Annotated in this window: 17 protein-coding genes; 9 read left to right on the plus strand and 8 right to left on the minus strand. The window is 35.7% G+C overall.

All coding sequences use genetic code 11. The annotated features are described in order from the left end of the window. Positions 1-3 precede the first annotated feature (3 nt). From P164_RS05905 to rplT, 5 genes are all read left to right on the plus strand, one after another. Positions 4-1338: a DUF58 domain-containing protein gene (locus P164_RS05905; protein ID WP_028375523.1), complete on the plus strand. Its 1335-nt coding sequence runs from the start codon at positions 4-6 to the stop codon at positions 1336-1338. A gap of 83 nt (positions 1339-1421) precedes the next feature. Continuing rightward, on the plus strand, positions 1422-3368 hold the full coding sequence (gene thrS, locus P164_RS05910; protein ID WP_028375524.1) for a threonine--tRNA ligase: 1947 nt from the start codon (positions 1422-1424) through the stop codon (positions 3366-3368). A gap of 49 nt (positions 3369-3417) precedes the next feature. Next, on the plus strand, positions 3418-3945 hold the full coding sequence (gene infC / locus P164_RS05915; protein ID WP_051621242.1) for a translation initiation factor IF-3: 528 nt from the start codon (positions 3418-3420) through the stop codon (positions 3943-3945). A gap of 113 nt (positions 3946-4058) precedes the next feature. Next, entirely contained in the window at positions 4059-4256 is a 198-nt protein-coding gene (gene rpmI / locus P164_RS05920; RefSeq protein WP_028375526.1) for a 50S ribosomal protein L35, read from the plus strand. Between the two features lie 109 nt (positions 4257-4365). Beyond that, a complete protein-coding gene (gene rplT / locus P164_RS05925; protein ID WP_028375527.1) occupies positions 4366-4710 on the plus strand; it encodes a 50S ribosomal protein L20 in 345 nt (114 codons plus the stop codon). A 331-nt stretch (positions 4711-5041) separates the two neighbouring features. Here the strand turns inward: rplT and P164_RS05930 are convergent, their stop codons facing one another. Both P164_RS05930 and guaA read right to left on the minus strand, forming a co-directional pair. Beyond that, positions 5042-7027, minus strand: a complete 1986-nt coding sequence (locus P164_RS05930; RefSeq protein WP_028375528.1) for a LysM peptidoglycan-binding domain-containing protein — start codon at positions 7025-7027, stop codon at positions 5042-5044. Between the two features lie 193 nt (positions 7028-7220). Then, a complete protein-coding gene (guaA, locus tag P164_RS05935) occupies positions 7221-8753 on the minus strand; it encodes a glutamine-hydrolyzing GMP synthase (RefSeq protein ID WP_028375529.1) in 1533 nt (510 codons plus the stop codon). A 412-nt stretch (positions 8754-9165) separates the two neighbouring features. Here guaA and P164_RS05940 point away from each other — a divergent pair, with 412 nt between their 5' ends. Continuing rightward, complete coding sequence (locus tag P164_RS05940; protein WP_028375530.1) at positions 9166-9900, plus strand: XRE family transcriptional regulator; 735 nt, start codon at positions 9166-9168, stop codon at positions 9898-9900. Between the two features lie 79 nt (positions 9901-9979). Here the strand turns inward: P164_RS05940 and P164_RS05945 are convergent, their stop codons facing one another. The 5 genes from P164_RS05945 to P164_RS05965 form a co-directional block, all read right to left on the minus strand. Beyond that, on the minus strand, positions 9980-10861 hold the full coding sequence (locus P164_RS05945; RefSeq protein ID WP_028375531.1) for an anti-sigma factor: 882 nt from the start codon (positions 10859-10861) through the stop codon (positions 9980-9982). A 117-nt stretch (positions 10862-10978) separates the two neighbouring features. Next, a complete protein-coding gene (locus tag P164_RS05950) occupies positions 10979-13243 on the minus strand; it encodes an aconitate hydratase (protein WP_028375532.1) in 2265 nt (754 codons plus the stop codon). Positions 13244-13489: 246 nt separating this feature from the next. Then, complete coding sequence (locus P164_RS05955; protein WP_028375533.1) at positions 13490-14443, minus strand: AAA family ATPase; 954 nt, start codon at positions 14441-14443, stop codon at positions 13490-13492. A gap of 4 nt (positions 14444-14447) precedes the next feature. Then, entirely contained in the window at positions 14448-15878 is a 1431-nt protein-coding gene (locus P164_RS05960; RefSeq protein WP_316930186.1) for a peptidylprolyl isomerase, read from the minus strand. Next, complete coding sequence (locus P164_RS05965) at positions 15862-16728, minus strand: hypothetical protein (protein WP_028375535.1); 867 nt, start codon at positions 16726-16728, stop codon at positions 15862-15864. The genes P164_RS05960 and P164_RS05965 overlap by 17 nt, the downstream gene beginning before the upstream one ends. Before the next feature lie 202 nt (positions 16729-16930). Here P164_RS05965 and P164_RS05970 point away from each other — a divergent pair, with 202 nt between their 5' ends. The 3 genes from P164_RS05970 to P164_RS05980 all read left to right on the plus strand — a co-directional run bounded on the left by P164_RS05970 (position 16931) and on the right by P164_RS05980 (position 18271). After that, entirely contained in the window at positions 16931-17374 is a 444-nt protein-coding gene (locus tag P164_RS05970) for an SRPBCC family protein (RefSeq protein ID WP_028375536.1), read from the plus strand. A gap of 38 nt (positions 17375-17412) precedes the next feature. Beyond that, positions 17413-17649 (plus strand): hypothetical protein, encoded by a 237-nt coding sequence (locus P164_RS05975; protein WP_028375537.1) that lies wholly within the window; start codon positions 17413-17415, stop codon positions 17647-17649. Positions 17650-17761: 112 nt separating this feature from the next. After that, positions 17762-18271 (plus strand): OmpH family outer membrane protein, encoded by a 510-nt coding sequence (locus P164_RS05980; RefSeq protein WP_028375538.1) that lies wholly within the window; start codon positions 17762-17764, stop codon positions 18269-18271. A 77-nt stretch (positions 18272-18348) separates the two neighbouring features. On the opposite strand, the gene guaB is transcribed toward P164_RS05980, so the two are convergent. Beyond that, complete coding sequence (gene guaB, locus P164_RS05985) at positions 18349-19821, minus strand: IMP dehydrogenase (RefSeq protein ID WP_028375539.1); 1473 nt, start codon at positions 19819-19821, stop codon at positions 18349-18351. Between the last annotated feature and the right edge of the window lie 66 nt (positions 19822-19887).

The following is a 19887-nucleotide window of genomic DNA, read 5'->3' on the forward strand; positions in this document are numbered from 1 at the left end:
CGCATTATTAAATTTATACAAAGTCTTTATTTAGGAACACGGGTGTTCTATGTTTTAGCAGCACTTGTTCTACTCTTCTTGTTCTCCTATTGGGTACACGCTTTATACCCTATTGCGCTTATAGGTTTGTGGCTGGTTTTGCTTATTGTTGTATTTGATATTTTGACTTTGTATAAAAAGAAGGAAGGAATTTTTGCTACCCGGCAGCTACCCGAAAAGTTTTCGAACAGCGATCTCAATGAAGTACCGCTTACCATACAGAACAAATACAATTTTAAAATTTCATTTTCTGTGATTGATGAGATTCCTGTTCAGTTTCAAAAAAGAGATTTTTTAAAAATAGGTAGTATTCCTTCCCGCGATCAGGTTTCTATAAGTTATGGTTTACGACCCGTAGATCGCGGTATTTACAATTTTGGAAAACTTAATATCTATGTGAGTTCTCCCCTTAAAATAGTGAAGCGTAGATATACGTTTAATAATGGTCAAACGGTAAAGGTGTACCCGTCTTTTATTCAAATGAAAAAATATGCCTTTCTGGCTATTGATAATAAATTGACACAATTCGGTTTAAAAAAAATACGCCGCATTGGTCACACGATGGAATTTGAACAGATAAAAGATTATGTCATAGGCGATGATATACGCACTATCAACTGGAAAGCTACTGCAAAACGTGGCGCTTTAATGATTAATCAGTTTCAGGATGAGAAATCACAACCTGTTTATTCGTTGATTGATGCCAGTCGCGTGATGAAAATGCCTTTTAAGGGCCTTACCCTTTTAGACTATGCAATAAACAGCACTTTAGCTTTTAGTAATATCGCGCTAAAAAAGAATGACAAAACCGGTTTACTAACGTTTAGTAATACCATTCAAAATCATCTCGCAGTAAGTAATAAAAAGACACATTTAAATACAATACTTGAAGTACTGTATGCTATAAATACACAGTTTTTAGATAGTGATTTTAGCAGGTTATACGCCGAAGTAAAACGAAAAATAACGCACAGAAGTTTATTATTGCTTTACACAAATTTTGAGCACATAAGTAGTTTACAACGCCAACTACCCTATCTTAAAGGTTTAGCTAAAAAACATGTTCTAGTCGTTATCTTTTTTGAGAATACAGAGTTAGATGACTTAATTACTAAAAAAGCAACTAGCACTGCAGAAATTTACCACAAGACCATTGCTCAAAAGATGGAATATGATAAAAAACTTATGGTAAAGGAGCTTGAAAAACACGGAATACAAACCGTCCTGACAAAACCCGAAGACCTTTCTGTAAACACAATCAATAAATATTTAGAGATAAAAGCCCGCGGAATTCTTTGAGTTAAAAAGTATTCTCAAACTTTGAATTTGAAGTTTTCAATTTTGACGGGAAAGCCCTTATCTTTACAGCTTAAATTTTAATTATGATCCAGGTTACTTTGCCAGATGGCAGTGTAAAAGAATTTGAAAGCGGCGTAACACCTTTTGATGTCGCAAACAGCATCAGTGCAGGTCTTGCACGTAATGTTATTTCAGCAAAATATAATACTACCACGGTAGAGACTACAACACCCTTAACAGAGGATGGTTCTTTAGTTCTTTACACCTGGAATGATGACGAAGGTAAGACAGCATTCTGGCATTCTTCCGCACACATTTTAGCGCAGGCATTAGAAGAGCTCTACCCGGGCGTAAAGTTAACCATAGGCCCTGCTATAGATAAAGGTTTTTACTATGATGTAGATCTTGGAGCTCAAACTTTAGGAGAAGGTGATTTTAAGAAGATTGAAGATAAAATGCTTGACATTGCCCGCGGAAAACATGAGTTTTCAATGCGTAGTGTTTCAAAAGCAGATGCTCTAGAATTATATAAAAAACAAAACAACCCCTATAAGGTTGAACTTATAGAAAATCTCGAAGACGGTACAATTACTTTTTGTGATCACGACAGCTTTACAGATTTATGCCGCGGGGGACATTTACCCAATACCGGTTTTGTTAAAGCAGTAAAATTGATGAGCGTTGCCGGCGCTTATTGGAGAGGTGATGAAAAAAACAACCAGTTAACTCGTATTTATGGTATTTCTTTTCCGAAGCAAAAAGATCTAAAAGAATACTTAGAACTTCTTGAAGAAGCTAAAAAACGAGATCATAGAAAATTAGGTAAAGAATTACAATTATTTACATTTTCTCAAAAAGTAGGACAAGGTCTGCCATTATGGCTGCCTAAAGGTGCCGCTTTGCGTGAGCGTCTTGAAAACTTTTTAAAGGCTGCACAGAAAAAAGCTGGTTACGAAATGGTGGTTACACCGCATATAGGTCAAAAAGAACTGTATGTAACTTCTGGTCACTATGCAAAATATGGTGCAGATAGTTTTCAACCTATTACCACACCTGCAGAAGGAGAAGAATTTCTACTAAAGCCGATGAATTGTCCACATCACTGTGAAATTTATAACTCTATACAGTGGAGTTATAGAGATTTACCAAAGCGCTTTGCAGAATTTGGCACCGTTTACCGTTATGAGCAAAGTGGTGAATTACACGGTCTTACACGTGTTAGAGGTTTTACACAGGATGACGCACACATCTTTTGTACTCCAGATCAATTGGATGAAGAGTTTATGAAAGTTATAGATCTGGTACTATATGTATTTGGATCTTTAGGCTTTGAAAACTTTACCGCACAGGTATCTTTAAGAGATCCTGAAAACAAAGAAAAATACATAGGTTCTGATGAGAACTGGGCTAAAGCAGAAACTGCTATTATAAATGCAGCAAAAGCAAAAGGTCTTAACTATGTTATAGAAACCGGAGAAGCAGCGTTTTACGGCCCTAAACTTGACTTTATGGTTAAAGATGCATTAGGGCGCAGCTGGCAGCTGGGAACCATTCAGGTAGATTACAATCTGCCAGAACGTTTTGAACTTACTTATAAAGGCAGTGATAATGAAGAGCACCGTCCGGTAATGATACACCGTGCTCCTTTTGGAAGTATGGAACGTTTTATAGCAATTTTATTAGAGCATACAGGGGGTAATTTCCCACTTTGGTTGATGCCACAACAGGCTATCGTTTTAACACTCAGTGAGAATTACGAGAAATACGCCGAAAATGTTTTAGAATTGTTAGAAAATCACGAAATTCGCGCCACGGTAGATGACCGCGGAGAGACTATGGGTCGTAAGATTCGGGAAGCGGAAATGCAAAAACTACCTTTCATGTTGATTATTGGTGAGAAAGAAGCTAATGATGGTACGGTTTCTGTACGTAAACATGGTGGTGAGGATTTAGGAACGATGACAGTTGCAGAATTTGCAGAAGTTGTTAATACCGAAATCAACAAAACACTAAAGAAATTTGAAGTTTAATTAAAAATATATAGCCATAGCAATACGTAGAAAAAGATCAAAAGGACCCATGAGGGTTCAGAAGACAGACCAACACCTTATCAATCAAAAGATACGTGCTCGTGAAGTACGTCTTGTAGGAGATAATGTAGAAATGGGGGTTTATCCCACCAGTAAGGCACAAGAAATCGCAGATGAGCAGGAATTAGATTTGGTTGAAATATCACCAAATGCAGAACCTCCTGTTTGTAAAGTGATGGATTATAAAAAGTTCGTTTACGAGCAGAAGAAACGTGAGAAGGTCATGAAGGCCAAAGCGTCAAAAGTAGTCGTAAAGGAAATCAGATTTGGGCCTAATACAGATGATCATGACTACGAGTTTAAAAAGAAACACGCAATAAAATTCCTTGAAGAAGGTTCTAAATTAAAAGCGTATGTTTTCTTTAAAGGTCGCTCAATAATCTATAAAGATCAGGGTCAAATACTGCTCTTACGTCTCGCTCAGGAACTTGAAGATTACGGCAAAGTAGAACAGATGCCTAAATTAGAAGGTAAACGAATGATTATGTTCTTAGCTCCTAAGAAAGCAAGTAAATAAGCAGTCATTAAGACACATTAAAATAAAATCCCGACCTGAGAAGGCCGGGATTGTTTTGATATTAAAAGATCAGGACAAAAAAATAAGCGGATTAATTAAATAAACTAGGAATTATGCCTAAAATGAAAACAAAAGGCAGTGCTAAAAAGCGTTTTAAGCTTACCGGTACTGGTAAAATCAAAAGAAAGCATGCGTTTAAGAGTCACATCTTGACTAAAAAGTCTAAGAAACGTAAGCTTGCATTAACTCACGATACTATCGTTCACAAAGCTGACGAGAACAACGTGAAAATTATGTTACGTCTTAAATAAGAACGTAACCGGTTCAATTATTTTATAAACCCTGGAGTTAGGCAAAGCACTAAATAAAATGTTTTAAAAGTGGTATTAATTACCCGCCTGCTACAAAAACAATTAAATTATGCCAAGATCAGTAAATTCAGTTGCTTCTAGAGCCCGAAGAAAAAAGGTATTGAAGCAAGCCAAAGGTTACTTTGGAAGACGTAAAAACGTCTACACAGTTGCAAAAAATGCGGTTGACAAAGCAATGCTATATGCATACCGCGACCGTCGCCAAAAGAAAAGAAATTTCCGTGCTTTATGGATTACTCGTATTAATGCGGGTGTACGTTTACACGGTATGTCTTATTCTCAGTTTATGGGCAAAGTGAAGTCTGCAAACATCGAGCTTAACCGTAAGGTTTTAGCAGATTTAGCGATGAATCACCCAGAAGCTTTTGAAGCAATCGTAAATAAAGTAAAATAAGGCTAACGCCTAATTAACAATATTCCGCTTATAACGAAAAAGCCCAATCAGTAATGATTGGGCTTTTTTAGGTTTAAATACTTCTCGTAATTTTAAAAATTTAAATCGGCTAGAATATACCGTCTTTAGAATTAGTCCCATATCACAAGATTTATATACTTAGGTTATACGTGTAAAATTCACATTAAACCTGTTAGAATCATTGACACAGTTGAGGATTCTCTTTTCATTTATTGTCTAAAGGTGCCTATGCAACACATATAAATCAGAATTTAAATGATGGCAACTTTTGCGTAAGCTAGCTAAATAGACACTTTGCTTTTTGCCTTGTTTAATTCTTCAATACTCCTGAAGTATTTTTCATATCATTAGAAACTTCCACGACAATCTCTTCTAAATCCTTTCCGTATTTAATTATATATGAAGCTTTATTATAATATCCTGAAGAAATAGGATCCTGCACATAATTGAACTTATTTTCTACATACTGAGTGATGTACCCTGCATCTGCAGCACTGTACAGACTCTCTGCTGCTGCTAAACGCAATAAGGTGTCAAATGTAATGTCATAACCTCTCACCGCATAACTGCTGGGCGCATAACCGTATTTTGAAATATACGCATTTATGAAATCCTTATGTTTAAAATCATATTCTCTGTCAACAGACGGAAAATGAAAGTTTAACTTCATCAATGTAATATTAGATACATCATCGCTCTCGTATGCAGAACCTTTATCTGTTGTTAATAACGTAATTGCGCTATTAGAAAGCTGTGTACTTAATGTTGTTGTAATATTGCTAATAAGCGCAATGTCATTAGATTCAAGAATTACCCAATTTTCTATAGTACGTGAAAGTTTAGATACTAAATCACTAGATCTTATGTAGTAACCATTACCACTACTTCTGGGAGAAACGATTTTAGCATCAGGGTACAGAGAAAGAATGCGCTCTTTTGTATTTAAATTTTTAGAGTCTGCAACTATAATAATATTTTTGCCTTTGCCATCCTGCTTTATAAAACCAAGCATTTGCTCTTTTAATATTTTGTCATCAGGACGTGATTGAAACAAATTTGCACTCATAGTTAAAGAAGGCACAATGGGTGAAACAACGGGAATAGCTCTCGCTCGTAATAATGAAGACGTTTTTTCAACGTTTGAGGTAAGTAAGGGCCCTATAACAGCGTTCATCTTATCAAAATCTTTACGGTTCACTATTTCCTCAATCTTGCGATCATTACTTGCCTTACCTGCTGAACGTGAATATTCGGTATCATAAACATATAGATTAGAAGATATACCCAAAGCCTTAGCTGAATCTACAGCCATTAATGACCCACTGTAGAAATCTAACGCTATATTCATAACACGGTCAGATTTTAAAGCGCTTTTATTCAATTCTTCAGAGTCTACCTGTGCACTTCCTAAATTAAATGGAAGCATAACAGCAATATTTTTTACAGACAAGTTCTTTAAGTTATTCGCTAAATTTATAGCTCCACCCGTTGTAGTAACCTGTACCTCATTTGTGAGTTTAGATTTTGGTAAAGTCAATACCATACCACTCTTAAGACCATCTTTTAATGAAGGATTTAGGGTAGTAAGTTGTTCCTCGGTCATACCCCATCTTTGGGTTAACCTGAATAATGTTTCTTTAGGCTTTACTTCATAAAAACCATATTTACTGTCTTCTATAACCGCATCATTTGTATAGGCTTTATCTGGCACATTAACGATGTCCCCTATTTGTAAACCATCCACAATATCCGGATTCAGGTTTTCTAATTCTGCTACCGAAATACCATACATCGATGCCAAACCGTATTTAGTTTCCTTGGGTTTTACAATATGTTTTCTATTTGTAGAAGTTGGTTTTGAAATTTCAGTAACAGCAGAAGTACCTGAGCCGGGTTTTAAAATTTTAATCGTCTCCCCGTTTCTTAGTTCTGCACTGTATAAATGCTGATTGTACCGCTTAATTGTAGATTCTGCAACTTCATATTTTTTTGAGAGATTGTAAAGAGTCTCCCCTTTTTGTACGGTATGAAAAATAAATTTCTCATTCTCACTGCTATTTGATGCCGTGGTATTAGCGTTTCCGCCAGGTAAAATTAAAACCAAACCCGGGTACAATTGATTTTTTGCTTCCGGATTAAGACGGTAAATCTCGTACACGGTAACATTGTATTTATTTGCAATACTAGATACTGTTTCTCCTTGTACTACACGGTGACTTGAGTAGGTTTGCTGACCTATACTTGAACAACTGAATACAACGAAAATGAAAATAAATAATATGGTTACATTTCTCATTAGTGAGCTTTATTATAAATGGGATTTTAAGTTAAAACTCAAAATCCCATTTTTGATTTAAATTTAAAATATAAGTCTCTGATAATTTGAATATTAAAAAATATAATTTGAACAGAAGTTCATTTTTCAACACTATAAACAAAGACCTTCTTTACTATAATTTATGCTAACTATTTAATGAAATAACTTTTGGTTATTCCCACTCAATAGTTGCAGGTGGTTTAGAGCTGATGTCATAGACTACTCTATTAACGCCCTTAACCTTATTTATTATATCATTAGAGACCTTTTGTAAAAAATTATAAGGTAGGTTAACCCAGTCCGCTGTCATACCATCTGTGCTTTCTACAGCGCGTAATGCTACACACTTCTCGTAGGTACGCTCATCGCCCATTACCCCTACCGAATCTACCGGCAATAAAATTGCACCGGCCTGCCACACTTTATCATATAAATCCCATTCTCGTAGACTATTAATAAAAACAGCATCAACCTCTTGTAAAATTCTAACCTTCTCAGGAGTAATGTCTCCTAAAATACGTATTGCTAAACCAGGCCCCGGAAAAGGATGTCTTCCTAATAAGGCAGGACTCATATCCATACTGGCACCCACTCTGCGCACTTCATCTTTAAAAAGCATTCGCAACGGTTCTACAACTTGAAGCTTCATAAAATCTGGCAAACCGCCTACATTATGATGTGATTTTATAGTTGCCGATGGTCCACCTGTTGCAGATACCGACTCAATTACATCTGGATATATAGTGCCCTGAGCAAGCCATTTTGCATTCTCTACCTGATGCGATTCATCATCAAAAACGTCAATAAAAACACGCCCTATAGTTTTTCTTTTTTCTTCAGGATCACTTTTACCGGCTAACGCTTCAAGAAATCGGTCTGAAGCATCAACTCCTTTTACGTTTAGTCCCATACCTTCATATTGTTTCAATACATCTTGAAACTCATTTTTACGAAGCAGACCGTTATTTACAAATATACAGTGCAGGTTAACTCCTATGGCCTTATGCAAAAGCATAGCAGCAACAGAACTATCTACACCACCAGAAAGACCAAGTATCACTTTATCTGACCCTATTTTCTTTTGAAGTTGTTCGACAGTACTTTCTACAAAACTATCTGGTGTCCAGCTTTGCTCAACCTGAGCGATATTTACGAGAAAATTTTCTAAAATTTGTTTTCCGTCTGTAGAGTGATAAACCTCCGGGTGAAATTGAATGGCGTAAGTATCCTCATCTTTTAACTTATATGCGGCGTTCTCAACATCGTGCGTACTTGCTAATAAAACAGCTCCTTCGGGCAAACGTTTTATAGTATCACTGTGGCTCATCCAAACCTGGCTACCTATTGTAACACCTTCAAAAAAAGCTTCATCCTCTTTAATCATAGAAAGATTAGCCCGGCCGTATTCACGTGTATTTGACTGCCCCACTTCTCCACCATGAAAATGTGCGAGATATTGAGCACCGTAACAAACCCCAAGAAGTGGTTTTTTACCGCGAATATTAGTCAAATCAGGGTGAGGCGCATCTGCTGCCCTAACTGAAGATGGTGAGCCAGATAGTATGACAGCCTTGTAGCTGCTCAAGTCTTCCGGTAATTTATTGAAAGGTTTGATTTCGCAGAAAATATTGAGTTCACGTATGCGTCTAGCAATAAGTTGTGTATACTGCGAACCGAAATCTAAAATGAGTACGTTATTTTGCATAGGCAAAAATAGTATTTCTATCTATTTTGACTACTTCAATTTATATTCAAATTTGAGATAAAATAGACATGTTATAAAACTTTATAAATTAAGGAGTAATTGAATACTTATGTGTAGATCGTTGTATTTATGTTCTTAGGAAGAATCTTAATACTTAAGTTTATAAGCAGATGAAAATTAAGTAATTATCGTTAAAACCAATTCTTTTCATAAAATTAAATCTGAAAATTCATTATACTTTTTTGCAATATTATTAGGATAATTCCTATTTAAAAGAATAAAATTATATAATATTGGTTTTTAGACGTTAAAAATCAATATATCACTAAAAATATAACTAAAAACAATACAAAGGATATAAATCATATCTTTACAGTATCTATTTAATTTAAGTTCCCTAAACCTTAATAAAATGTCTATATCTAAACAACTAAAACTACTAAGAGAACGTTCTGCTTTATCACAAAAAAAAGTAGCTACTGAGCTTGGTATTACGCAAGGAGCCTATTCTTTAATTGAAAACGGGCAAAACTCAATAACTACAGAACATCTTCTAACTCTTAGTAAACTTTACAGTGTCCCTACAGATCGTATATTAAAAGGATCTCATAATTCTATTATGATGAGTTCTTCTAACGGTTTTGTTCCACTCATTAACGTAGAAGCTCGCGCTGGTTTTATTGAAAATAGAGATAATGAGCAATGGATGTCTACGCTAGACATGTTTAAGCTACCAGGTTATGAACCTGCTGAAGGACAAAAGCTCTTTGAAGTTGAAGGCGACAGTATGATGCCTACCTTAATGCACGGTGACATTCTAATCACACAGCATGCAGATGATTTAACTGAAATTCTTGATGGCTCTGTTGCAGTTATTGTAACGGCAAAATCTGTACTTACCAAACGTATTAAAAAAGATCTAGCTAACGACGCTGTAATTTTAATAAGTGATAATAGTAAGTATGAAAGTATAAGCTACGAGCTAAGCAATATTCTTGAAATACTGGTTGTGCGTGGTAAAATAACAAGCTCACTAAATGTAATTGATATGGACGCTAACAAACGTGTACAACATTTAGAAAGCCAGGTAGATAAACTACAGAGTGATATGAGTAAGCTTATAGAGAAAATAAGTAAAATCGTATAATTATATTTATACGAGTTATTTCAAATAAAAAAACCGGTCTATGACCGGTTTTTTTATTCTATTAAAATGCATTTATAGATTAATATACAACTCTACCCTCGGGCAAAGATCCTGTATTTAATCCCATTGTATTAATATTTGGTCTAACCCCATTATTTGCCGTACCACTTAAAGGTTGTAAGAAAAATGGAGTATTTAAATCATTATCATCAGCTGGTTCAATTGATATAAAAACTCTTTTAGATATTAAGTTTGGTTCAACATTAATATTATAAGCTAATGCTAAAAGACCCGTATCTAGAAAATCTTCTCCGGGAAAATTAGGATCTGCCAATGGTCCTCCAAAACGTGAAGTTTCATCAGTAGTATTAGTTCTTGTAAATTTACCGGTAGATAAATTTTTCATTTCTCCAGAAGCATTAGGCACAGTAACCCAACCTTCATATTTCCAGCCCGCTGGTAAAGTAGGTAGATTTAAACCTGCAGTCCCATTAGTCGCATTAAAAAAGTAAACTCCACTCTGCTCATTATTTGCATTGCTATCTGTTGGGGTTTGTAACGTAAATACACCTGAAGAACCTACGAAATCACCTATTCCTTCTTTAGAATTTAAAGAAGCAGAATTACCTCCAAAGGTTCCGCTCAGAATAATCGAATTACTTATTTCAGGACTATCTCCAGTACTTTTTTCTACACTAATTTTAAATTTTGTGGCAGAAGTTATTTGAGATGTGGGAGCAGAAAAACTTTTAGGCACATTAACATCTGTGAATCTTCCTAAAGAAATATCCTGACCATCTACTGTAATCCAAGCCTGATATTCTGCGTTTGTTCCTAATCTTTCAAGGCCTGTAAGCGATGTTATAGTGATGTCTGATCGTTGTACTGAATCATCATCACCTGAACATGAAGCTAATAATGCTGCTGCGGTTAATAGTCCTAGAAATTTAATTTTTTTCATATCTATGTTTATGTTTTAAGTTGTTTTTATGGTAACGCAAATAGCGTACAAAAATTTCAATAAAAAAACCAAACCGCCATAAAGCGGTTTGGTTTTAATAAATATTTAATAAAATGATTAAGCGTTTTGCTTTTTAATAAGATTAAGTGCAGAACCCTCACGATACCAGGCTATTTGAGCATCATTGTACGTGTGGTTTGCAATAATTGTATCTTTGCTTCCATCTGCGTGAGTAACTTCAATAGTTAAAGGCTTGTCTGGTGCAAATGACTCGATATCAACAAAGCTAAATGTATCATCTTCCTGTATTAAATCATAATCACTTTCATTAGCAAATGTTAAACCTAACATACCTTGTTTCTTAAGGTTTGTCTCGTGAATACGAGCAAAAGATTTAACTAATACAGCTGCAACACCTAAGAAGCGGGGCTCCATAGCTGCGTGCTCACGAGAAGAGCCTTCACCGTAGTTGTGATCACCCACAACAATAGTTTTAATCCCTTTTGCCTTATATTCTCTTTGTGTATCAGGTACTCCACCATACTCGTTAGTAAGTTGGTTTTTCACAAAGTTTGTTTTCTTATTATACGCATTAACTGCTCCTATTAAACAGTTATTAGAAATGTTATCTAAATGACCTCTGTAGCGTAACCAAGGGCCCGCCATAGAAATGTGGTCTGTAGTACATTTACCAAATGCTTTGATAAGTAATTTAACCTCTTTTAATTCAGAATCCTGAATAGGTGTAAAAGGTTCTAATAATTGTAAACGCTCGCTATCTTCTGCAACTTTCACACTTACAGAGCTGCCATCTTCAGTAGGCGCAAGATATCCATTTTCATCTACAGCAAATCCTTTTGGAGGAAGCTCTAAACCTACTGGAATATCTAATTTCACCTGTTCGCCATCTTCATTTAATAGCGTATCATTCATAGGATCAAAATCTAATCTCCCTGAAATTGCAATAGCTGCAACCATCTCTGGCGAACCTACAAATGCGTGGGTATTAGGATTTCCGTCAGCACGTTTTGAGAAGTTACGGTTAAATGAATGTACAATGGTATTTTTTTCTTCGCCTTTACGATCACTACGATCCCATTGACCAATACAAGGACCACAAGCATTTGTAAATATTGTTGCTCCTAAATTTTCAAAAACCTGAAGTAAACCATCGCGTTCTGCAGTAAAACGAATTTGCTCAGAACCTGGGTTTATACCAAAATCACTCTTTGGTTTCAGTTTTTTATCTATCGCCTGTTGTGCAATTGAAGCCGCTCTTGATAAATCTTCGTAAGAAGAGTTTGTACAAGAACCTATAAGTCCCCAATCTACTTTAAGAGGCCAGTCATTTTTCTTTGCTTTTTCTCCTAACTCACCTACCGGAGTAGCTAAATCTGGAGTAAAAGGACCATTAAGGTGTGGTCTTAATTCTGAAAGATTAATTTCAATTACTTCATCAAAATATTGTTCAGGATTTGCATAAACTTCATCATCCCCTGTTAAGTATTCTCTTATTTCATTAGCTGCATCAGCAACATCAGCACGATCTGTAGCACGTAAAAAACGCTCCATAGAATCATCATAGCCAAATGTTGAAGTAGTAGCACCTATCTCTGCACCCATGTTACAAATTGTACCTTTACCTGTTGCAGAAAGGTTTTTAGCACCTGGGCCAAAATATTCTACAATAGCACCAGTACCACCTTTAACAGTAAGGATACCTGCTACTTTAAGTATAACATCTTTAGAGGCTGTCCATCCGTTTAACTCACCGGTTAATTTAACCCCGATAAGTTTTGGGAATTTAAGCTCCCAGGCCATTCCAGCCATTACATCAACAGCATCTGCACCACCTACACCTATAGCAACCATACCCAGACCACCGGCATTTACCGTGTGACTATCTGTACCGATCATCATACCTCCGGGGAATGCATAATTTTCTAGAACTACCTGGTGAATAATACCTGCACCTGGTTTCCAGAAACCTATACCATATTTATTTGAAACAGATTCTAAGAAGTCAAAAACTTCATTACTTGTTTCGTTAGCACGTTTTAAATCTTTTTTTGCACCTTGTTTAGCCTGTATAAGGTGATCACAATGTACTGTTGTAGGAACTGCTACATTTTTCTTTCCGGCTTGCATAAATTGCAATAATGCCATTTGAGCAGTAGCATCCTGGCAAGCGATACGATCTGGAGCAAAATCTACGTAATCTTTACCACGCACAAATGCCTTCTCAGTTTTACCGTCCCAAAGGTGAGAGTATAATATTTTTTCTGCCAATGTTAAAGGCTTACCGGTAAGTTCACGAGCTGCATCTACGCGCTCCTTTACATTACTGTAAACCGATTTGATCATATCAATATCAAATGCCATATCTAAATTTTAGTTAAATGAATATGTATAAAAATTACGCTTGAAAGCGGAAGGAAAAATACGAAAAAGCCAGCAAAATAAGAAGCATTTCAACAGATTAAGCCGCATTGAATAAATATCAGAAATATTTCAATTTTGATAAATATATAACGATATCGTTGATTGATTTTAAGAATTAGGTAGTTACACGGATGAAGTCTTCAATACCTACCTGATTTCGTCTATTTAGAGTGAATCTATATTATATTACAACAGCGAATTAATGATTGCATTTAAGGTAACCCCTTCTGCTTCGGCCTTATAATTTTTAATAAGTCTGTGTCCTAAAATGCCCTGTGCCACAGCCTGTACATTTTCGATATCTGGTGAATACTTTCCTTGCATTGCAGCGTGGGTTTTTGCAGCCAGGATTAAATTTTGAGAAGCACGAGGTCCGGCTCCCCAATCTATATAATCTTTTACAATTTGTGGGGCTGCATTAGAATCAGGTCTTGTTTTAGCTACCAGTTTTACAGCGTATTCAATAACATTGTCTGCAACAGGAATACGGCGTAATAAATGCTGATAACCCACAATATCCTCTGCAGTAAAAAGCGCATTTATAGAGACTTTATGATCTGCTGTAGTCGCTTTTACGATAGCGACTTCTTCTTCATAAGTAGGATACGCTAAATTTATTGCAAACATAAAACGGTCTAATTGCGCTTCGGGTAAGGGGTATGTACCCTCTTGCTCTATCGGGTTTTGAGTTGCCAATACAAAGTAAGGAGCATCCAGAGCGTATTGCTTACCTGCAACGGTCACCGCTTTTTCTTGCATGGCCTCAAGTAACGCCGCCTGTGTTTTAGGTGGTGTTCTGTTAATCTCATCTGCCAGAATAATATTTGAGAAAACAGGACCTTTTAAAAACTTAAAAGTTCGGTTTTCATCAAGTATTTCAGAACCTACAATATCACTAGGCATTAAATCTGGAGTAAACTGAATACGTTTAAAATCTAATCCTAGTGCCTGGGCGACCGTATTTACCATTAAGGTCTTTGCCAGTCCCGGAACACCAATTAACAATGCGTGGCCTCCGGAAAAAATAGAAATTATAATTTGCTCTACAACTTCATCCTGACCTATAATAACTCTACTTATTTCCTTTTTTAAATCTTTAAAACGAACAACAAGCGTATCTATCGCCTTTACATCAGACATAAATCTATTTTTTTAACCAGTTGCTGCTATAATCGCAGTTTCTGTAGTCTCCGTTTAGTTTAATATAAGTCTCTGCAATCTTCTCATTTTGCCATTTTTCAATAGCTTTTATCCGTTTTGCCTGTAAAGCGAAATCTTTAATTTTCACATAATCCAATGCAAAATCTGCCTTGTGTTCTTCTACGCGGTCTGAAACTGTATAGATCTCATAACGAGTTTTCCCGGTACGTGTAGGATTGTTAAAGGCTATCGAAATCTCACCTTCTTTTAAATTCTGAACTTTAGGATATAAATCTGGTGGCAGGTTTTTTAATTCAAACATACGATCCTGAGTAACCGGATTAATCATTATACCTCCGTCACTTGCTGTTTCTTTTTCGTTAGAAAATTCTTTTGCAGCTTCAGCAAAGGTTAATTCACCTGCTTCAATACGTTTTTTAATCTTTTCAATTTTATCTTTTGCAGCAGCTTCTGAAGCTGAAGTAACTTTAGGAATACGCAGAATATGTCTTAAGTCAATTTTCTGACCTCGTATTTTTTCAACTTTTATAATATGATAACCAAATTCAGTTTCAAAAGGTTTACTCACTTCACCTTCTTCTAGGCTAAAAGCAACATCTCTAAATTCTTTAACAAACTGCGACTTACGGTCAACATCTTTGATTAAACCACCATCACCACGGCTCGACTCATCTTCAGACCATAAAACAGCCTTGGTTGCAAAACTACTTCCGTTTTCAAGAATATCTTTGCGGTAGCCATTGAGCTCATCAATTACTTTTTGCTTCTCTTCTTGCGGTACTTCAGGCTCAATCATAATTTTTGAAACCTCTAACTCAATACCAAACTGCGGTAAACCATCACGCTCAAGACCTTTATAATAATCACGTATTTCTTCTGGAGTAACTTCTACATCTTCAACAATTTTTTGCTGCATAGCTTTAGCCAATTCCTGATTCTTATTTAAGTCAAAAAGTTCTTTTTGAAGATCACTCATTTTATCTTTTCGGTAGAACTTTAAAAGGCGTTCTTCTGAACCTCCAAATTGATTTAAGAAATAATCTATCTGTTGCTGAGTAAATGATCTTACCTGATCTTCAGAAATAGAAACGCTATCTACAACCGCGTGATGCGCATATAACTTATCTTCCATCAGCTTGTCTAGCACTTTACAGTCTGAAAGACCTTCTGCCTCGACTTTTTGTTGTTTTAAAGATTCTATTGCCTGCTTGATGTCACTGTCTAAAATTACAAACTCCCCTACCACTGCAGCTACCCCATCTACTTTAAAGGTAGTACCGGTAGTTAAAGATTTAGTTTCTACCTGAGCGGTATCAGCATTTTCTAATTCTTCAATAATTTCCTGTGCACTTAACGCACTACCAGAAAGTGTGCAAATAAGAAGCAGTATATAAAGGCTAATTGTAGAGTTCAAATTCTTTATTTTTAATTGCATCTTTAGTAATATCTTTTTCTAATTGTTTAATAAATTCTAATTTCCTTCTATTTAGAAGTATTTGTTTAACCGTAGGCAGAACATATTCTAAAGGCGCATCTGCATTGCGATTAAGCTTGTCTTTTACAGCGATCAAATATAATCCTAATGAATCACGCAGCTGTAAAAATTCAGTTTTATTTAGTAGGCGGTCACTATTTTCAACCGAAACCGGAGGAATAATAGCGATAACTTTATCTCTTCTAATCCACGTAGAATCGTTTAAGTATTGTGCCTTAAATTGTACAGAGATCGAGTCTAAATATTTTTTATCCTCCTTATTAAATCGAGTAAATCTCTTTTTAATTTCCTCAATATTATAGTCTGTATCTGCCATTTTAATATAACGCAGCTTCAACAGCTCTTCATTCAGCTTAAAGTTAGATTTGTTCTCCTTATAAAAACTTTTTGCTTCGGCGTCTGTAATTGTACTATCTAAATTACGTTCTACCAGTGCATCTTTATAAGCCTGTGCATACAACTCAGACCGGTACTGATTTACTAAATTATTTAAACGCTCCTGCTCTTCAGCTAAAATATTACGTTGAGCACCGTTCATTAATAATTTTTGAGTTGCCCAGCGGGTGATAAAACTTGATACGACCAGAGCACTATCTTCTTGTGTCATCTCTGCTGTGACTAAATTTGCAATATCTTCAGTATACAAATAACTATCTCCTACACGTGCTACAGGAATTCCTGCGGGTGCTTTAGATTCTAATAAATCACAAGCAACAAGTACAAATGTACAGGCGATAACAAAGACGACCCTTTTTATTAAGTGTGACATAATTTTAATCAAAAAAATAAAGATTTAGATTTATAAATGCAGTAACTAAAAATAAACCTTTTAAATTCAATGTTAACTCCTTTAAAATCCTGCAAAATTAAACATTAAATATTAGATGGTAGAGAACTCTATTTAATCAAATAGTAACTCAAATAAAGAATCATTACTTTTCAAACTTTAAATTTGCAACAAAAGAAAGAAAATGAAGTATTCTCATAAAATCATCATTGATTTACCGCTTGATGAAACAATCAAGAAAATGGACAGTCTTGATAATTTGAAGAAATGGCAGAAGGGTTTAACCGAGGCGCGAGTTACATCAGGAAAATTTGGTGAAAAAGGAACTCAAACTGAATTGAAATATGACTTCGGAAATAGAAAAATGACCCTAACTGAGACTATTCTTGAAACCAATATGCCGCATAGCCTAGTTGCAGAATATAAAACAAAAGGTGTTTTAAATATTCAGAATAACACATTTACTTCTACTGAAGATGGTAAAACTATCTGGAAATCTGATAGCGAGTTTAGATTTGAAGGCTTTGGTATGAAAATGTTAGGACTACTAGTACCGGGAACATTCAAAAAACAATCGCTAAAATATATGCGTGACTTTAAAAAGTTTGCCGAATCTAAAAATGTGTAGACAACTATTTTGGCACGAGAATTGAAATATCAAATTAAATGGATAGAAAAATTAAACTAATTTGGGATTTTAGAGGACCAGACTCTCAAAAAATTGCAGAACATCACGTAATACATCTTAATGATTATAGTGCTTCAAGTAATTTAAAGGAACACACCACAGGTGTTGAAGTATTAAGCAAATCGTACAGTATAGCATATATAATCGTATATAAGTCTGAAATGTTACCTGTAAGAGATTCTTTAAAACCACACCGCGGTGAATTTGTTGATTAACTAATAAAAAACTTTTTTAGCTCACCCGCTTTTTTATCTTTGTCCGTAAAATTTTTAAAAAAATCAATTATTAATATAACTATTTCCTCATAAGAGGCTCAAAATTAAAAGAATGAAAAAAATATTTATCCCCTTAGCAGCGTTTCTTATTAGTGTAAGTGCTTTTGCTCAATCAAAAGTAGGTACTATAGATAGCGACCTTGTAATCGCAAGTTTAAATGAAATCACACAGGTTCAGAAAGATTTAGAAACTTACGGTGCAGATCTTGACAAACAGTTTAAAGACCTGGTGTCTAAATATCAAACATCAGTTACTGCATATCAGAATGCTGAAGCTACCGCTACTGAAGAAGATAAAAAAACCAAGCAAGAAGAGATTGTAAGTATGGAGCAAGATATTCAACGTTTCCGTCAAAACTCTCAAGGTCTTATACAAATAAAACAAAACGAGTTAATGCAACCTTTGTATCAGAAAGTAGGACAGGCTTTAGATGCTGTTGCTAAAGAACAGCAATACTCGCAGGTATTAACGCTAAATGCAGGAGTTGCTTACTTTGACCCGGCATTAGATCTTACAGAGGCTGTTGCAAAAAAATTAGGTGTTACTTTAAAAACAGAGTAATTATCTCTAAAATAGAAGTATAAAAAAGGGAGCAAATTGCTCCCTTTTTTTTATGCTTGATAGCGTACAAAACTTAATTATCTACTGTAGTTAGGAGATTCTTTAGTTATCGTAACATCGTGGGGATGACTTTCATTAATTCCGCTTGCGGTAATCTTAACAAAACGACCATTTTCTTTAAGTGTTGCAATATCTTTTGCTCCACAGTATCCCATACCGGCTCTTAAGCCACCTATAAACTGGTGAACACTCTCGTAAAGTTCACCTTTATAGGGTACGCGACCTACAATACCCTCTGGCACTAATTTTTTAATATCATCTTCTACATCCTGAAAATAACGGTCTTTAGAACCTGTTTTCATTGCTTCAACAGAACCCATACCGCGATATGTTTTAAACTTACGCCCTTCGTAAATTATGGTTTCTCCCGGAGATTCTTTTGTTCCTGCAAGTAAAGAGCCTAACATAACACAGTCTGCACCTGCTGCGATTGCTTTAGGTATATCACCTGTATAGCGTATTCCCCCATCTGCAATAACAGGAACACCCGTTCCTTTTAAAGCAGCTCCCACTTCTAAAACAGCACTAAACTGAGGGAAACCTACACCAGCAACAATACGGGTTGTACAAATAGACCCCGGTCCTATACCTACCTTAACCGCGTCTGCTCCTGCTTCGACAAGGTAACGCGCTGCATCTGCGGTTGCAATATTACCTACAACAACATCTAGATTGGGATATTTAGCTTTTACAAGCTGAAGAACACGCACAACTCCTTGTGTATGACCGTGCGCTGTATCAATAACAATTGCATCGACACCCGCATTTACTAACGCTTCAACACGATCTACAGCATCACCTGTTACACCTACAGCGGCGGCAACGCGAAGTCTTCCGAAGGTATCTTTATTAGCAATAGGCTTTTGAGTAAGTTTTGTAATATCTCTAAAGGTAATTAGCCCTATAAGTTTATTGTCATCTGTTACTACAGGAAGCTTTTCGATCTTCTTTTCCTGAAGAATAACTTCTGCCTCTCCTAAAGAAGTACCTTCGGCTGTTGTTATAAGATTTTCGCTTGTCATTACCTCAATAATCGCGCGGTCATTATTTTTTTCAAACCGTAAATCTCTGTTGGTAACAATTCCCTTTAAATGGCCGGCATCATCAGTTATAGGTATACCCCCTATACTATGTTCTGCCATTAAACGCTTTGCATCCTTAACTTTAGCATCAAGACCTAAAGTTACGGGATCGATAATCATTCCACTTTCAGCACGTTTTACACGACGCACTTTTACCGCTTGTTCTTCAATACTCATATTCTTATGCAAAACGCCAATACCGCCTTCACGTGCAATAGCAATAGCCATACGCGATTCGGTAACCGTATCCATCGCTGCAGAAACGATAGGTACATTGAGCGTGATATTTCTAGAAAATTTAGATTGAATATTTACTTCTCGAGGAAGTACTTCAGAATATGCGGGAACTAAGAGTACGTCATCATAAGTTAGACCTTCTCCTACTATTTTAGTTTCGTGTGCCGTCATTGCAATTAAGATTTAATTGCGTGCAAAGTTACTGTTTAAATCTTAATTACAGGATATAAAGTCTTC

The sequence above is a fragment of the Leeuwenhoekiella sp. MAR_2009_132 genome (genome assembly GCF_000687915.1).
Taxonomy (GTDB): domain Bacteria; phylum Bacteroidota; class Bacteroidia; order Flavobacteriales; family Flavobacteriaceae; genus Leeuwenhoekiella.

Coding starts and splice junctions, on each gene's coding strand:
- thrS (WP_028375524.1), top strand. CDS start 1,422: ATGATCCAGGTTACTTTGCCAGATGGCAGTGTAAAAGAATTTGAAAGC.
- infC (WP_051621242.1), top strand. CDS start 3,418: ATGAGGGTTCAGAAGACAGACCAACACCTTATCAATCAAAAGATACGT.
- rpmI (WP_028375526.1), top strand. CDS start 4,059: ATGCCTAAAATGAAAACAAAAGGCAGTGCTAAAAAGCGTTTTAAGCTT.
- rplT (WP_028375527.1), top strand. CDS start 4,366: ATGCCAAGATCAGTAAATTCAGTTGCTTCTAGAGCCCGAAGAAAAAAG.
- P164_RS05930 (WP_028375528.1), bottom strand. CDS start 7,027: ATGAGAAATGTAACCATATTATTTATTTTCATTTTCGTTGTATTCAGT.
- guaA (WP_028375529.1), bottom strand. CDS start 8,753: ATGCAAAATAACGTACTCATTTTAGATTTCGGTTCGCAGTATACACAA.
- P164_RS05940 (WP_028375530.1), top strand. CDS start 9,166: ATGTCTATATCTAAACAACTAAAACTACTAAGAGAACGTTCTGCTTTA.
- P164_RS05945 (WP_028375531.1), bottom strand. CDS start 10,861: ATGAAAAAAATTAAATTTCTAGGACTATTAACCGCAGCAGCATTATTA.
- P164_RS05950 (WP_028375532.1), bottom strand. CDS start 13,243: ATGGCATTTGATATTGATATGATCAAATCGGTTTACAGTAATGTAAAG.
- P164_RS05955 (WP_028375533.1), bottom strand. CDS start 14,443: ATGTCTGATGTAAAGGCGATAGATACGCTTGTTGTTCGTTTTAAAGAT.
- P164_RS05965 (WP_028375535.1), bottom strand. CDS start 16,728: ATGTCACACTTAATAAAAAGGGTCGTCTTTGTTATCGCCTGTACATTT.
- P164_RS05970 (WP_028375536.1), top strand. CDS start 16,931: ATGAAGTATTCTCATAAAATCATCATTGATTTACCGCTTGATGAAACA.
- P164_RS05975 (WP_028375537.1), top strand. CDS start 17,413: ATGGATAGAAAAATTAAACTAATTTGGGATTTTAGAGGACCAGACTCT.
- P164_RS05980 (WP_028375538.1), top strand. CDS start 17,762: ATGAAAAAAATATTTATCCCCTTAGCAGCGTTTCTTATTAGTGTAAGT.
- guaB (WP_028375539.1), bottom strand. CDS start 19,821: ATGACGGCACACGAAACTAAAATAGTAGGAGAAGGTCTAACTTATGAT.